12 protein-coding genes, 4 tRNA genes and 2 rRNA genes (1 of these 18 only partly in view) are annotated in these 15,484 nt (G+C 56.8%); 17 read left to right on the top strand and 1 reads right to left on the bottom strand.

Annotated elements, in window-relative coordinates; genetic code table 11:
* Both BVH74_RS03545 and rrf read left to right on the top strand, forming a co-directional pair.
* Nucleotides 1-495, top strand: a 23S ribosomal RNA gene (locus BVH74_RS03545); it begins 2,395 nt to the left of the window's first position.
* Between the two features lie 152 nt (nt 496-647).
* A 5S ribosomal RNA gene (gene rrf, locus BVH74_RS03540) occupies nt 648-763 on the top strand.
* Between the two features lie 483 nt (nt 764-1,246).
* Here rrf and fusA read toward each other — a convergent pair.
* Nucleotides 1,247-3,334 carry an elongation factor G gene (gene fusA, locus BVH74_RS03535; protein ID WP_080048736.1) on the bottom strand — a complete coding sequence of 696 codons (2,088 nt, stop codon included), beginning with the start codon at nt 3,332-3,334 and terminating at the stop codon, nt 1,247-1,249.
* A 151-nt stretch (nt 3,335-3,485) separates the two neighbouring features.
* Between fusA and birA the strand changes: the two genes are divergently transcribed.
* The 15 genes from birA (at nt 3,486) to rpoB (ending at nt 15,452) form a co-directional block, all read left to right on the top strand.
* On the top strand, nt 3,486-4,565 hold the full coding sequence (gene birA, locus BVH74_RS03530) for a bifunctional biotin--[acetyl-CoA-carboxylase] ligase/biotin operon repressor BirA (protein ID WP_231705564.1): 1,080 nt from the start codon (nt 3,486-3,488) through the stop codon (nt 4,563-4,565).
* Nucleotides 4,555-5,304: a type III pantothenate kinase gene (locus BVH74_RS03525; RefSeq protein ID WP_080051605.1), complete on the top strand. Its 750-nt coding sequence runs from the start codon at nt 4,555-4,557 to the stop codon at nt 5,302-5,304. The genes birA and BVH74_RS03525 overlap by 11 nt, the downstream gene beginning before the upstream one ends.
* Nucleotides 5,304-5,984 carry an SPOR domain-containing protein gene (locus BVH74_RS03520; protein WP_080048735.1) on the top strand — a complete coding sequence of 227 codons (681 nt, stop codon included), beginning with the start codon at nt 5,304-5,306 and terminating at the stop codon, nt 5,982-5,984. Before BVH74_RS03525 ends, BVH74_RS03520 begins: the two co-directional genes overlap by 1 nt.
* 132 nt (nt 5,985-6,116) lie before the next feature.
* Nucleotides 6,117-6,201 (top strand) — tRNA-Tyr (locus BVH74_RS03515).
* 23 nt (nt 6,202-6,224) lie between these two features.
* Nucleotides 6,225-6,298 (top strand) — tRNA-Gly (locus BVH74_RS03510).
* Between the two features lie 23 nt (nt 6,299-6,321).
* A tRNA-Thr gene (locus BVH74_RS03505) sits at nt 6,322-6,397 on the top strand.
* An 84-nt stretch (nt 6,398-6,481) separates the two neighbouring features.
* Entirely contained in the window at nt 6,482-7,675 is a 1,194-nt protein-coding gene (tuf, locus tag BVH74_RS03500) for an elongation factor Tu (RefSeq protein ID WP_080048723.1), read from the top strand.
* 57 nt (nt 7,676-7,732) lie between these two features.
* Nucleotides 7,733-7,808, top strand: a tRNA-Trp gene (locus BVH74_RS03495).
* A 39-nt stretch (nt 7,809-7,847) separates the two neighbouring features.
* Nucleotides 7,848-8,216 carry a preprotein translocase subunit SecE gene (gene secE, locus BVH74_RS03490; RefSeq protein ID WP_080048734.1) on the top strand — a complete coding sequence of 123 codons (369 nt, stop codon included), beginning with the start codon at nt 7,848-7,850 and terminating at the stop codon, nt 8,214-8,216.
* Nucleotides 8,217-8,225: 9 nt separating this feature from the next.
* The gene (nusG, locus tag BVH74_RS03485) at nt 8,226-8,759 is read left to right on the top strand and encodes a transcription termination/antitermination protein NusG (RefSeq protein ID WP_080048733.1); all 534 of its coding nucleotides are present in this window, start codon (nt 8,226-8,228) and stop codon (nt 8,757-8,759) included.
* Nucleotides 8,760-8,874: 115 nt separating this feature from the next.
* The gene (gene rplK / locus BVH74_RS03480; protein ID WP_080048732.1) at nt 8,875-9,306 is read left to right on the top strand and encodes a 50S ribosomal protein L11; all 432 of its coding nucleotides are present in this window, start codon (nt 8,875-8,877) and stop codon (nt 9,304-9,306) included.
* The gene (gene rplA / locus BVH74_RS03475; protein WP_080048731.1) at nt 9,307-10,002 is read left to right on the top strand and encodes a 50S ribosomal protein L1; all 696 of its coding nucleotides are present in this window, start codon (nt 9,307-9,309) and stop codon (nt 10,000-10,002) included.
* A gap of 212 nt (nt 10,003-10,214) precedes the next feature.
* The gene (gene rplJ / locus BVH74_RS03470) at nt 10,215-10,715 is read left to right on the top strand and encodes a 50S ribosomal protein L10 (protein WP_080048730.1); all 501 of its coding nucleotides are present in this window, start codon (nt 10,215-10,217) and stop codon (nt 10,713-10,715) included.
* Nucleotides 10,716-10,794: 79 nt separating this feature from the next.
* Nucleotides 10,795-11,166: a 50S ribosomal protein L7/L12 gene (gene rplL, locus BVH74_RS03465; RefSeq protein ID WP_080048729.1), complete on the top strand. Its 372-nt coding sequence runs from the start codon at nt 10,795-10,797 to the stop codon at nt 11,164-11,166.
* Nucleotides 11,167-11,381: 215 nt separating this feature from the next.
* Nucleotides 11,382-15,452: a DNA-directed RNA polymerase subunit beta gene (gene rpoB, locus BVH74_RS03460; protein ID WP_080048728.1), complete on the top strand. Its 4,071-nt coding sequence runs from the start codon at nt 11,382-11,384 to the stop codon at nt 15,450-15,452.
* Nucleotides 15,453-15,484: the final 32 nt, after the last annotated feature.

Genomic DNA, 15,484 nt, shown 5'->3' with positions numbered 1-15,484 from the left:
GAAGGGCCATCGCTCAACGGATAAAAGGTACTCCGGGGATAACAGGCTGATACCGCCCAAGAGTTCATATCGACGGCGGTGTTTGGCACCTCGATGTCGGCTCATCACATCCTGGGGCTGAAGCCGGTCCCAAGGGTATGGCTGTTCGCCATTTAAAGTGGTACGCGAGCTGGGTTTAGAACGTCGTGAGACAGTTCGGTCCCTATCTGCCGTGGACGTTTGAGATTTGAGAGGGGCTGACCTTAGTACGAGAGGACCGGGTTGGACGAACCTCTGGTGTTCCGGTTGTGTCGCCAGACGCATTGCCGGGTAGCTACGTTCGGAAAAGATAACCGCTGAAAGCATCTAAGCGGGAAACTTGCCTCAAGATGAGATCTCACCGGGAGCTTGACTCCCCTAAAGGGCCGTCGAAGACTACGACGTTGATAGGCTGGGTGTGTAAGCGTTGTGAGGCGTTGAGCTAACCAGTACTAATTGCCCGTGTGGCTTGACCATATAACACCCAAGCAATCTGGGGTGTGGCAAGACACCGTACAGACAATGTGGAACTCCACATGAGATTGCAAACCTAGCATGTGCTTCAATCACAACACCCAATTCGCGATGGCGTGAAAGCTACCAGCTAACACGACACCGCTAAAGAATTGCTTGACGACCATAGAGCGTTGGAACCACCTGATCCCATTCCGAACTCAGCAGTGAAACGACGCATCGCCGATGGTAGTGTGGGGCTTCCCCATGTGAGAGTAGGTCATCGTCAAGCACAAAATAGGAAACCCCGCCAATCGGCGGGGTTTTTTATTGGGGCACTGAAAAAACCTGCGCCATCCGCCAGTCAGGCTCAGGACAAGGCACGCTGTATGTCCTGTATTCTGTCTGCAGGGTTCTCCTCTGCCTGCTGGGCTATCAAACGATAGCTGGCTGACGACATACATCGCTTCAGCACAAGACCCTCGCTACCTGCTGCTTGCCTGCGTAGGATCGTCAGCTCTTGCTGGCGGTATCCTTCCTTGCCGTGTGCTGCTGCCAGCTTTGAAGGTTGCCATAATGTTGCTGATTGGCTGAGCTGCGCTGGGTGATCGAGTATCGGCTGGCGTGAGGTTGCCTGGGTTGTGGCTTAGGGGAGAGTGAGGTGTGCTGTGTCCGGCTAGGGGTGTGCCGAGTTGTCCGGGGGATAACTGCCAGGCATAAAAAAACGCCTGATGCAAAGCATCAGGCGTCTTCTGTCCAAGAGTTGGCGTGAGCCTTATTTCTTGGCGGCTTTCTTCTCTTTTTCCTTGGCGATTACGGCCTCGGCTACGTTGGCTGGGCAGGCCGAGTAGTGAGAGAACTCCATCGAGAACTGACCGCGACCGGAGGTCATGGTACGCAGGGTGCTGATGTAGCCGAACATTTCTGCCAGCGGTACATCGGCCTTGATACGTACGCCGGTTACGCCAGCTTCCTGACCGCCAATCATGCCGCGACGACGGTTCAGGTCGCCGATCACGTCACCAACGTGGTCCTCAGGAGTGAAGACGTCGACCTTCATGATCGGCTCCAGCATTTGCGGGCCGGCTTTGGGCATGGACTGACGAAACGCGCCCTTGGCTGCGATTTCAAACGCGATAGCCGAGGAGTCAACGGCGTGGTAGCCACCGTCGGTCAGTTCAAAGGAAACGTCCAGTACCGGGAAGCCGGCCAGTGGGCCGGTGTCCATCAGCGAGGCAAAGCCCTTTTCGATGGCCGGGAAGAATTCCTTCGGAACGTTACCGCCAACAACGCTGGACTTGAAGGTGAAACCGGAGTTCGGCTCGCCAGGGCGAATGACGTAGTCAATCTTACCGTACTGACCGGAACCGCCCGACTGCTTCTTGTGGGTGTAACTGTCGCTGACTTCACGGGTAATGGTTTCGCGGTAGGCAACCTGCGGCTGGCCAACCACCAGTTCAACGCCGTAAGTACGCTTGAGAATGTCGACCTTGATATCCAGATGCAGCTCGCCCATGCCTTTGAGGATGGTTTCGCCGGAATCCGGATCGGTTTCAACGCGGAAGGTCGGATCTTCTGCGACCATCTTGCCGATGGCGATACCCATTTTCTCAGTGGAGCCCTTGTCTTTCGGCTCAACGGAGATGGAGATTACCGGCTCGGGGAAGACCATCGCTTCCAGGGTGCACTCGTTGTTCGGGTCGCACAGGGTGTGACCGGTCTGAACGTTCTTCATGCCAACGATGGCGATGATGTCACCGGCCTGGGCGCTGGTCAGTTCGTTACGCTCGTTAGCCTGCATCTCTACCATGCGGCCGACGCGCTCAGTCTTGCCGGTGAAGGAGTTCAGGATGGTGTCACCCTTGGCCAGCTTGCCTGAGTAGATGCGGCAGAAGGTCAAGGCGCCAAAGCGGTCATCCATGATCTTGAATGCCAGGGCGCGGAAGGGCTCGTCCGGAGAAACGATGGCGAACTTGCCGGTCGGGTTGCCTTCTTCGTCGGTCAGCGGCTGCGGGTTGACTTCGGTCGGAGACGGCAGGTAGTCGACAACGGCGTCGAGCAGCAGTTGCATGCCCTTGTTCTTGAACGCCGAGCCGCAGTAGGTCGGGAAGAAGGCCAGCTCCAGAGTGCCCTTGCGGATGCAGCGCTTGACGTCATCGATGGACGGCTCTTCGCCTTCCATGTAAGCCATCATCAGCTCGTCGTCCATTTCCACGGCGGTTTCAATCAGTTGCTCGCGGTAGGTCTCAACGTCATCGACCATGTCGGCCGGGACTTCCTGAACGCTGTAGTTTTCCGGCACGCCAGTTTCGTCCCAGACGTAGGCCTGGCGAGTCAGCAGGTCGACAACGCCGCAGAACGTGTCTTCACGGCCGATTGGCAGGGTCATGATCAGCGGCTTGGCGCCCAGTACGTTTTTAACCTGCTCGGTGACGCGGATAAAGTCAGCGCCGATACGATCCAGCTTGTTGACGAAGATCAGGCGTGAGACCTTGGAATCGTTCGCGTAGCGCCAGTTGGTTTCGGACTGCGGCTCAACGCCGCCGGAGCCGCAGAATACGCCAATGCCGCCGTCGAGTACTTTCAGCGAGCGATAGACTTCTACTGTGAAGTCAACGTGGCCGGGGGTGTCGATGACGTTGAAGCGGTGGCCCTTCCAGAAGCAGCTAACGGCTGCGGACTGAATGGTAATGCCGCGCTCGGCTTCCTGCTCCATGAAGTCGGTAGTGGATTGACCTTCGTGAACCTCGCCCAGCTTGTGAATACGGCCGGTGAGCTTGAGGATGCGTTCAGTGGTAGTGGTTTTGCCGGCATCAACGTGGGCGAAGATACCAATATTGCGATAAAGGGATAGATCAGTCATGACGTTCTCTGATAGCCGGTTTGGTTTGAAAATAGGCGGACATTCTACAGGACTCAAAGCCAGTGCGCTCAGTTTTTGCGTCAAACAATGTTGTACGGGTGGTGAGGGGCTGGTCTGTTGCGATAAATGGTCATAGTGATTGGATGTCGTTGTGATTCTTTTCTCCTGGATGGTGGCCATAAATAAGTATTTCCAATTCATTCCGGGCGCGCTGGGCGGTATGATGCTGGGTCTGTTTGGGTGGCGGTTTTTAATCATGCTGCAACAGCTTTTAAAACTTCTGGCTGATGGGCGCTTTCATTCCGGTGAGGCGTTGGGCGAGCGGCTGGGCGTTAGCCGTGCGGCTGTCTGGAAGGCCTTGAAGCGTCTGGAAGAGCAGGGTTTTCCTTTGCAAAGTGTGCGTGGCAAAGGCTATCGCTTGCCGCGAGGGGCAAGTCTGCTCGATCAGTCGCAAATTATTGAGCTGCTGCCGGCGACGCGGGCGGAAGGCTGGGAGTGGTATCTGCATCAGGAGTTAGACTCAACTAATGCTGAGGCTCAGCGACTGTTGAGTGTCGGTGGTATGCGTCCCTTGGTGTGTCTGGCGGAGCGGCAGACAGCTGGGCGTGGGCGGCGTGGTCGAGTTTGGCAGAGTCCTTATGGGCAAAACATCTATATGACGGTGGTCGTGCCATTTGATAGTGGGGCGCAGCGGCTCGAAGGTCTGAGTCTGATGGTCGGGATGGTGTTGGTCGATACGCTTGAGGCTGCAGGTTATAAAGGCTGTCGTTTGAAATGGCCCAATGATGTATTGCTTGAAGGTGCCAAGCTGGCCGGCATCCTGGTTGAGGTGGCTGGCGATCTCACTGCCGAATGTGCAGCTGTCATTGGTGTTGGGGTGAATGTGTTGATGACGGCTCCGGCTTCGGAGATTGATCAGGCCTGGACTTCGCTGCGCTTGTCTGGCCAGGGGGGCAGTCTGGATCGCAATACCATGGTGGCCGACTTCGTTGCTCGGTTGGATGCGGCTATGGAGTTGTTTCGGGTTCAGGGTTTTGCGCCCTTTGCTCAGCGCTGGTCTGAGTATGATGCGTGGCACGGGCTTGAGGTCAAAGTAACGGCCGGCGCCAGTGTTGTTGAAGGGTTGAATCGGGGCGTAACTGAGCGAGGGGCGCTAAGGTTGCTGACAGTAGATGGTGAGCAGCAACTGAGTGGGGGCGAGGTGAGCCTGAGGTTGAATGATGCTACTTGAGCTGGATTGCGGGAACACCTTGATCAAATGGCGTCTGCTCGATCGTGAGGGGCGGGTGCGTGATCGCGATATGGCGCCGGATCTGGTGGAGTTGCAGCGGCTTTTGGGTGGGCAGGAGCGCGAAATTCGTGGCTGTCGCCTGGTTAGCGTGCGCTCGGCTGATGAAACCCAGGTGGTGATGGACCAGTTGACCAGTTGGTTGAAGTTGCACCCGGTGCTGGCAAAGGGTAGTCAGATGCTGGCAGGGGTGCGCAATGGTTATGCGGATTACGCCAAGCTGGGAATGGATCGCTGGTTGGCCCTGGTTGCTGGTTATCAATTGTGCCGGCGCGCCTGCACGGTCATTGATTTGGGGACGGCGGTGACGGTTGACTTCGTTAATGCTGAGGGCGAGCACCTGGGCGGCTATATAGCGCCGGGTAGCAAGTTGTTGCGCTCGAGTCTCAAGCGCCACACGCGCCTGATCCGCTATGAAGGAAGTTTGCAAGGGGATCTGTTGGAGCCGAGTCCGGGGCGGGCGACTGCTGAGGCGGTGGAGTATGGTTGTGAGTTGATGCTGGCTGGTTTTGTGCGTGAGCAGTTGCGCATTGGTCGTCAGTTGCTGGGTGATGCGATGGTGGTGATTCTGACGGGTGGGGATGCGGCGCGAATGGCTGAGCTGCTGCCGGGTGAGTGTCATGTCATCAATGATCTGGTGTTCGAAGGGTTGGCTCTGGCCTGTCCCATGGAGGCCGACTGATGCGCTCGCTGTTCCTGTTCTTGCTACTGCTCAACATATTATATGGCTTGTGGCAGTTTCAGGACGGGCGGGCAAGTCAGGTTTTGCGGCAGGTAGCTGACGCTGCGCTGGAGGGTGGGCTGCCTGGTCGCGATGCTGCGCAGTCGTCGGTAGATGCTCCGCTAGTCTCTGGTCGGGTCGAAGAGCGTACTACCTTGTGCGTCAATCTCGGTCAGTTCGAGTCGTCGGCCGATGCGGGGCAGTTGCGTCAGCGGTTGCTTGCTCTGAATATTCAGGCGTACGTGATTCGGCGTGATGTGCCGGACAGTGTTGATTATTGGCTGTTGATGTCGGTGCCTGGTGGTCGGGAGGCGCAGATGCAGCGCCTTGCGCGTTTGCAGGAGCAGGGGGTTGATAGTTTTATTGTGACTCAGGGGGTGCATGCGGGTCAGTTATCTCTAGGGGTGTTCAGCCGTGAGGACTATGCCCGTGCGCGGCAGTCGCAATTACGGGCGCAGGGCTATGATGTTCGTGTGGAGTCGGTGGAAAAGCTTGGGAGGCTCTATGTCGTTCAGGTCGATAGTGCGGCCAGGCGTCTGGTGGACCAGGCAATGTTGGCGCGTCTGCGTAATGATTTTCCCGGCTTGCAGCATCAGTTTCATCCCTGTAGACCCATTGCTAACGGCAGCAACATCCCCTAGAATGGCGCCCGCTTCGGTCGCCGGGTCTTGATGGCTGCGCCCCGAGGCCTCTGTTGAACTTCAAGTGGCGGTTTTTGCTAAGAAAAGTGTTGACAGAGTGGTGCCAAGTGATGAAAATGGCGCCTCTTTTACGGAGGGGTTCCCGAGCGGTCAAAGGGATCAGACTGTAAATCTGACGGCTTAGCCTTCGAAGGTTCGAATCCTTCCCCCTCCACCAGATTCGCAATAGCCGGGCACTTGGCGGGTATAGTTCAATGGTAGAACCTCAGCCTTCCAAGCTGATGGTGCGGGTTCGATTCCCGCTACCCGCTCCAGCGCGGCGCTGCAAAAGTTGTAGGCTCATGTAGCTCAGTTGGTAGAGCACACCCTTGGTAAGGGTGAGGTCAGCGGTTCAAATCCGCTCATGAGCTCCAGATAAAGGCAGATATGCGAATATCTGCCTTTTATTTAATGGTCGCGTGACTCGCGCATTGCACTCACGAATAGGGGATCTCTCGATGGCTAAAGAGAAGTTCGAACGTAGCAAACCGCACCTGAACGTGGGCACCATCGGTCACGTTGACCATGGCAAGACCACTCTGACCGCTGCGCTGACCAAGGTCTGTGCTGAAACTTACGGCGGTTCCGCTCGCGCTTTCGATCAGATCGACAACGCGCCGGAAGAAAAGGCTCGCGGTATCACCATCAACACTTCGCACGTAGAGTACGATTCTCCGACTCGTCACTACGCGCACGTTGACTGCCCTGGCCACGCCGACTACGTCAAGAACATGATCACTGGTGCTGCCCAGATGGACGGCGCGATCCTGGTTTGCTCGGCTGCTGACGGCCCGATGCCGCAGACTCGTGAGCACATCCTGCTGTCTCGTCAGGTTGGCGTACCTTACATCGTCGTGTTCCTGAACAAGGCTGACATGGTTGATGACGAGGAGCTGCTGGAGCTGGTCGAGATGGAAGTTCGCGATCTGCTGAGCACCTACGACTTCCCAGGCGACGACACTCCGATCGTTGTTGGTTCGGCGCTGATGGCGCTGGAAGGCAAAGACGACAATGGTATCGGTGTATCGGCCGTACAGAAGCTGGTTGAGACTCTGGACAGCTACATTCCTGAGCCTGAGCGTGCTATCGACAAGCCGTTCCTGATGCCGATCGAAGACGTATTCTCGATCTCTGGTCGCGGTACCGTTGTGACTGGTCGTGTTGAGCGCGGTATCGTTCGCGTTCAGGAAGAAGTCGAAATCGTTGGTATCAAAGCTACCACCAAGACCACCTGTACTGGTGTTGAAATGTTCCGCAAGCTGCTCGACGAAGGTCGTGCTGGTGAGAACGTTGGTGTTCTGCTGCGTGGTACCAAGCGTGAAGACGTTGAGCGTGGTCAGGTTCTGGCCAAGCCGGGCACCATCACCCCGCACACCAAGTTCGAAGCCGAAGTCTACGTACTGGGCAAAGACGAAGGTGGTCGCCACACTCCGTTCTTCAAGGGCTATCGTCCGCAGTTCTACTTCCGTACTACTGACGTGACTGGTTCTTGCGAGCTGCCGGAAGGCGTAGAGATGGTGATGCCGGGCGACAACGTCAAGCTGGTTGTTACCCTGATCGCTCCGATCGCCATGGAAGACGGCCTGCGCTTCGCGATTCGCGAAGGTGGTCGTACCGTTGGCGCCGGCGTGGTTGCCAAGATCATCGAGTAAAAAGTCGTTGATCTTGAATGGTTGGGCCGGTATTATTGCCGGCTCAACTGCGATTACAGGCCAGTAGCTCAATTGGCAGAGCGGCGGTCTCCAAAACCGCAGGTTGGGGGTTCGATTCCCTCCTGGCCTGCCAGATTTTCAATCTGGCTACCAAAACAGGACTTGATGATTCATGAGTACCAAGGCAGAGCTGAACGATAACCGCTTCGATGTAGTTAAGTGGGTTGTTGTCGCCATTGTCGTGTTCGTCGGTGTTTACGGAAATCATCATTTTGCCGCCGAGCCTGTTTTGTATCGTGCTGTGGCGCTTGTGGCTCTGGGTCTGGTGGCTGGCTTTGTCGCCCTGCAGACCGTTAAGGGCAAAGCGTTCTGGGCGCTGATGAAAGAGGCGCGCATCGAGATTCGCAAGGTCGTCTGGCCGACTCGTCCGGAAACCACTCAGACCACACTCATTGTGGTTGCCGTAGTGCTGGTCATGGCTCTGATTTTGTGGGGTCTGGACAGCCTGCTGGGCTGGATTATTTCTAAGTTCATTGGTTAAAGGTGCGCCGTGTCTAAGCGTTGGTACGTTGTGCATGCCTATTCGGGATTCGAAAAGCATGTCATGCGCTCTCTGAAAGAGCGGGTCAAGCTGGCCGGAATGGAAGACCAATTCGGCGAAATCCTGGTGCCCACTGAAGAAGTGGTAGAGATGCGTAACGGGCAGAAGCGCAAGAGTGAGCGCAAGTTCTTCCCGGGTTATGTCCTGGTTCAGATGGAAATGAATGAAGGCACCTGGCACTTGGTGAAGGATACCAGTCGGGTTCTTGGTTTTATTGGTGGTACCGCCGACAAACCGGCGCCGATCACTGATAAAGAGGCTGAGGCTATTCTGCGTCGGGTTGCCGATGGCAGCGACAAGCCCAAGCCTAAGACCCTGTTTGAACCGGGTGAGGTTGTTCGTGTTACTGATGGCCCGTTTGCTGATTTCAACGGTGTTGTCGAAGAAGTGAATTATGAGAAGAGTCGTGTTCAGGTGGCTGTTCTTATTTTTGGTCGCCCCACGCCAGTGGAGCTGGAATTCAGCCAGGTAGAGAAAGGCTGATTCCGATAATCCCCTGAACCCTGCAGTGCCTTGGGCAGTGCGGGGTTTTGTTGTCGCTGGGGGAATATTGCTAATTGGGGAGCCGTAAGGCGCTACTACCCTTTGGAGAAAACAAATGGCAAAGAAGATTCAGGCTTATATCAAGCTGCAAGTCAAGGCCGGTCAGGCTAACCCGAGTCCGCCGGTAGGTCCGGCTCTGGGTCAGCACGGTGTCAACATCATGGAGTTCTGCAAGGCGTTCAACGCCAAGACTCAGGGCGCTGAGCCCGGTCTGCCGACTCCAGTGATTATCACTGTTTACAGTGACCGTAGCTTTACTTTCGAAACCAAGAGCACTCCTGCTGCCGTGCTGCTGAAGAAAGCGGCTGGTATCAGCAGCGGTTCTGCGCGCCCGAACAGCCAAAAGGTCGGCACCGTAACTCGTGCCCAGCTGGAAGAGATCGTTAAGGCCAAGCAGGCCGATCTGACCGCTGCTGATCTGGAAGCCGGTATCCGTACCATCGCGGGCTCTGCCCGTAGCATGGGTCTGAATGTGGAGGGTGTGTAAATGGCCAAGCTGACCAAACGCCAAAAGGCTATCAACGAGAAGGTTCAGCCGAACAAGGCCTACAGCTTTGAAGACGCTGCCGCTTTGCTGGCCGAAGTATCCAACGTCAAGTTCACTGAATCCTTTGACGTCGCCATCAACCTGGGTGTTGATCCGCGCAAATCTGACCAGGTCGTTCGTGGCGCCACTCTGCTGCCGCACGGCACTGGTAAGACCGTGCGTGTAGCTGTCTTCACCCAGGGTGCCAATGCCGAGGCCGCGCTGGCCGCCGGTGCCGACAAGGTTGGGATGGACGATCTGGCTGCTGAAATGAAAGCCGGCGACCTGAACTACGACGTGGTTATCGCCTCGCCCGACGCCATGCGCGTTGTTGGTCAGTTGGGTCAGGTGCTGGGTCCTCGTGGTCTGATGCCGAACCCGAAGGTAGGCACTGTTGCTGCTGACGTCGGTACTGCTGTGAAGAATGCCAAGGCTGGTCAGGTTCGTTACCGCACCGACAAGAACGGCATCATTCACTGCTCGGTCGGCAAGGTCGGTTTCGAAGCCGTCAAGCTGAAAGAGAACGTTGAGGCCCTGCTGGCTGACCTGAAAAAGGCCAAGCCGTCGACCTCCAAGGGTGTGTATCTGAAGCGCGTTTCCCTGAGCACCACCATGGGTCCGGGCGTCCAGATCGATCAGGCTTCCCTGAACATCTGATAAGCATTATCGGCGCACCCGCTGGGTGCGCCACCTATTGGGGTCCCTGCCATGCGGGGGTCGTCCAAGACCGTAGGCGGCGCAAGCCTCAAACCCGGAGCTTCGGCTCTTGAGCCTACGCAGATGGTGCTCCCGATTCAGTGCAGGCTGGATCAGACACCAAAACATGCCGTCCGAAAGGATGGTTAATGGTAAATCCAGGAGTGAAACCCGTGGCAATTAAGCTCGAAGACAAAAAGGCCATCGTCGCTGAAGTCAACGAAGCTGCCAAAGGTGCGCTGTCTGCCGTAGTGGCTGATGCCCGCGGTGTGACCGTAGCTGCCATGACCGGGCTGCGCAAAGAAGCGCGTGAAGCTGGTGTATACGTTCGTGTCGTTCGTAATACCCTGCTGCGTCGCGCCGTTGAAGGCACTGAGTATGAGTGTCTGAACGAAGTCTTTGTCGGTCCTACCCTGATTGCCTTCTCCACTGAACACCCGGGCGCTGCTGCTCGTCTGTTCAAGGAGTTCGCCAAGGGTCAGGACAAGTTCGAGATCAAGGCTGCTGCGTTCGAAGGCAACTTCCTTGCAGCTAATCAGGTCGACGTACTGGCTTCTCTGCCGACTTACGACGAGGCAATCGCCCAGCTGATGAGCGTGATGCAAGGCGCTACCAGCAAGTTCGTTCGTACTTTGGCCGCTGTCCGCGATCAGAAGGAAGCCGAAGCCGCTTAATCAGCTGTGCTGAGTGCTTGCTTGTTTGCATTTAATGTCGACGGCCAGGGTGCCGTCCCCAATACAGGAATATAGAGTCATGGCTCTGACCAACGAAGATATCATCAACGCCGTTTCCGAAATGTCCGTGATGCAGGTTGTAGAACTGATCAAGGCTATGGAAGAGAAGTTCGGTGTAACTGCCGCTGCCGCTGTTGCTGCTGGCCCGGCTGCTGGTGCCGCTGCTGCTGCTGAAGAACAGACCGAGTTCAACATCGTTCTGGCCGAAGCTGGTGACAAGAAAGTGAACGTGATCAAGGCCGTTCGCGAAATCACCGGTCTGGGTCTGAAGGAAGCCAAGGCTGTTGTTGACGGCGCTCCGAGCACCGTGAAGGAAGGCGTTTCCAAGGAAGAAGCCGAAGCTGCCAAGAAGGCGCTGGAAGAAGCTGGTGCCAAGGTCGAGCTCAAGTAAGCTGGCAAGACCTTGCATCGACAATCTGATTGAATCGGTCAGATTGATGGCTGGTGGCCAAAGTGCCACCGGCCTTTTTCCGTTCTAGCCTGCTTTTGTCGTTCAGGCTGCGGATGCACTCTTCGCGAGTGAGCAAGACTTAGGGCTTGCACGCATTTTAAGGCTTTGCCAGCGGGCAGGGCCTATCAAGCAGGTGACCAAGCTGGGGAACGCTGATGGCTTACTCATACACTGAGAAAAAACGTATCCGCAAGGACTTTGGCAAACTGCCGCATGTGATGGATGTGCCCTATCTGCTGGCGATTCAGCTGGATTCCTATCGGGAATTCCTGCAGAGCGACCTGCCGAAGGAGCAGATTCGCGATGTCGGTCTGCACGCGGCCTTCAAATCTGTTTTCCCCATTATCAGCTATTCCGGTAATGCGGCACTCGAGTATGTCGGTTACCGGTTGGGTGAGCCGGCTTTCGACGTCAAGGAATGTATCCTGCGCGGCGTTACCTTCGCCGTTCCGCTGCGGGTCAAAGTCCGCCTGATCATTTTTGATCGTGAGTCTTCGAACAAGGCGATCAAGGACATCAAGGAGCAGGAAGTCTACATGGGGGAGATCCCCCTGATGACCGAAAACGGTACCTTCATCATCAACGGTACCGAGCGGGTTATTGTCTCCCAGCTGCACCGCAGTCCGGGTGTGTTCTTCGATCACGACCGTGGTAAGACCCACAGCTCTGGCAAGCTGCTGTACTCCGCTCGCGTGATTCCTTACCGCGGCTCCTGGCTGGACTTCGAATTCGATCCCAAGGACTGTGTCTTTGTCCGTATCGACCGTCGCCGCAAGCTGCCGGCCAGCGTGCTGCTGCGTGCTCTGGGGTATCAGACCGAAGAAATTCTCGACATCTTCTACGACACCAACGTGTTTGAAGTGAAGGGTGACAGCCTGCAGTTGGAGCTGGTGCCCCAGCGTCTGCGTGGTGAGATCGCCACCTTCGATATCAAGGACGAAAAGGGCAAGGTAATTGTCGAGAAAGGCCGCCGTATCACTGCGCGCCACATCAATCAGTTGGAAAAAGCCGGCATCAACAGTCTGGAAGTGCCGTTTGAGTACCTGATTGGTCGTACCATTGCCAAGCCGGTTGTACACCCGGCTACCGGCGAGATCCTGGTCGAGTGCAACACCGAAGCCACAGTTGATATCGTTACCAAGCTGGCCAAGGCCGGTGTTGAGCGTCTGGAGACGCTGTATACCAACGAAATCGACTGCGGTTCGTTCATCTCCGACACCCTGCGTATCGACAATACCGGCAGCCAGCTCGAAGCGTTGGTTGAGATTTACCGGATGATGCGCCCGGGCGAGCCGCCGACCAAGGACGCGGCCGAGACCCTGTTCGCCAATCTGTTCTTCAGCAGCGAGCGCTATGACCTGTCGGCTGTTGGCCGGATGAAGTTCAACCGCCGCATCGGTCGTGAGGAAATTGAAGGCCCTGGCGTTCTGAGCAAAGAAGACATCATTGAAGTGCTCAAGACTCTGGTCGACATCCGTAACGGCAAGGGCGTAGTTGACGATATCGACCACCTCGGTAACCGTCGGGTACGTTCGGTCGGCGAGATGGCCGAAAACCAGTTCCGTGTTGGCCTTGTGCGTGTTGAGCGTGCGGTCAAGGAGCGTCTGTCGATGGCTGAAAGTGAAGGCCTGATGCCTCAGGACCTGATCAACGCCAAGCCGGTCGCTGCCGCGGTCAAGGAATTCTTTGGTTCCAGCCAGCTGTCGCAGTTCATGGACCAGAACAACCCGCTGTCGGAGATTACCCACAAGCGCCGTGTATCTGCCCTTGGTCCGGGTGGTCTGACCCGTGAGCGCGCCGGCTTCGAAGTGCGCGACGTACACCCGACCCATTATGGCCGCGTATGTCCGATCGAAACCCCGGAAGGTCCGAACATCGGTCTGATTAACTCCCTGGCGACTTACGCTCGTACCAACCAGTACGGCTTCCTTGAAAGCCCGTACCGCCTGGTCAAAGACGCCGTTGTAACCGACGAGATCGTGTTCTTGTCGGCGATTGAAGAGGCTGATCACGTTATCGCCCAGGCCAGCGCCAAGGTGGAAAACAGCCGTCTGGTTGATGATCTGGTAGCCGTGCGGCATATGAACGAATTCACCGTCAAGGCGCCGGAAGATGTGACCCTGATGGACGTGTCGCCGCGTCAGGTTGTCTCGGTCGCCGCCTCGCTGATTCCGTTCCTTGAGCACGACGACGCCAACCGCGCCTTGATGGGTTCGAACATGCAGCGTCAGGCCGTGCCGACCCTGCGTGCCGAGAAGCCACTGGTAGGTACCGGCATGGAGCGCAATGTGGCCCGCGACTCCGGTGTGTGCGTAATTGCCCGCCGTGGCGGGGTGATCGACTCAGTCGACGCCAGCCGCATCGTTGTTCGTGTCGCGGATGACCAGGTTGAAGCGGGTGAGGCTGGTGTTGATATCTACAGCCTGACCAAGTACACCCGTTCCAACCAGAACACCTGCATCAACCAGCGTCCGCTGGTCAAGAAGGGTGATGTGGTGCAGCGCAACGACATCCTGGCCGACGGCTCTTCTGTCGACATGGGTGAGCTGGCCTTGGGTCAGAACATGCGCGTGGCCTTCATGCCCTGGAACGGCTACAACTTCGAAGACTCGATTCTGGTCTCCGAGCGTGTGGTTCAGGAAGACCGTTTCACCACCATCCACATTCAGGAACTGACCTGCGTATCGCGTGACACCAAGCTGGGGCCGGAGGAAATTACCTCGGATATCCCCAATGTTGGCGAAGCCGCGCTGGGCAAACTGGATGAGGCCGGTATCGTCTATGTTGGCGCCGAAGTTGGCCCGGGCGACATCCTGGTCGGTAAGGTCACGCCCAAGGGTGAAACCCAGCTGACCCCGGAAGAAAAGCTGCTGCGTGCGATCTTCGGTGAGAAGGCGTCCGATGTTAAAGACACCTCTCTGCGTGTGCCGACTGGCACCAAGGGTACTGTGATCGACGTGCAGGTCTTCACCCGTGATGGCGTTGAGCGCGACTCGCGTGCGCTGTCGATCGAGAAGCAGCAGCTCGACGAAATCCGCAAGAACCTGCAGGAAGAGTTCCGGATTGTCGAAGTGGCTACTTTCGAGCGTCTGCGCGCCGCGCTGGTCGGTCAGACCGCTGAAGGTGGCGCGGGCCTGAAGAAAGGCACTGTGCTGACTGACGAGATTCTCGACGGTATCGAGCATGGTCAGTGGTTCAAGCTGCGCTTGAGCGAAGACAGCTTCAACGAACAGCTGGAAATGGCCCAGGCCTATCTGTCCGATCGCCGTAAGCTGCTCGACGAGAAGTTCGAAGACAAGAAGCGCAAGCTGCAGCAGGGCGACGATCTGGCGCCGGGCGTACTGAAAATCGTCAAGGTCTATCTGGCGATCAAGCGCCGCATCCAGCCAGGTGACAAGATGGCCGGTCGCCACGGTAACAAGGGTGTTATCTCGGTGATCATGCCGATCGAAGACATGCCGCACGATGAGAACGGCACGCCGGTCGATATCGTCCTCAACCCGCTGGGCGTACCGTCGCGGATGAACGTTGGGCAGATCCTCGAAACTCACCTGGGCCTGGCGGCCAAGGGCTTGGGCGAGAAGATCAATCGCATGCTTGAGGAGCAGCGCAAGCTGGCCGAGCTGCGTGAGTTCCTCGATGAGGTCTACAACAAAGTGGGTGGTCGTCAGGAAGATCTGGCTGCGCTCAGTGATGCCGAGATCATCGAGTTGGCGAACAACCTGCGCGGTGGTGTGCCGATGGCGACTGCGGTGTTTGATGGCGCTCATGAGCAGGAAATCAAACACATGCTGCGTCTGGCTGATCTGCCTGATAGTGGCCAGATGAGGCTGTATGACGGCCGTACCGGTAACGCCTTCGACCGTCCGGTAACCGTGGGTTACATGTACATGCTCAAGCTCAACCACCTGGTGGATGACAAGATGCATGCGCGTTCCACCGGTTCCTACAGTCTGGTTACCCAGCAGCCGCTGGGTGGTAAGGCGCAGTTTGGTGGTCAGCGTTTCGGGGAGATGGAGGTCTGGGCTCTGGAAGCCTATGGCGCCGCCTACACCCTGCAGGAGATGCTGACTGTGAAATCGGACGACGTGAACGGCCGGACCAAGATGTACAAGAACATCGTGGACGGCGACCATCGGATGGAGGCCGGTATGCCCGAGTCCTTCAACGTACTGGTCAAGGAAATCCGTTCGCTCGGTATCGATATCGAACTGGAATCCGAATAAACACCAACTGCCCACGTCTCGGGCGGCAAGAG

This window comes from Halopseudomonas phragmitis (genome assembly GCF_002056295.1).
Taxonomy (GTDB): Bacteria; Pseudomonadota; Gammaproteobacteria; order Pseudomonadales; family Pseudomonadaceae; genus Halopseudomonas; species Halopseudomonas phragmitis.
The sequence above is the reverse complement of the archived record's forward strand: the minus strand, read 5'-3'. Positions and strand labels throughout refer to the sequence as shown.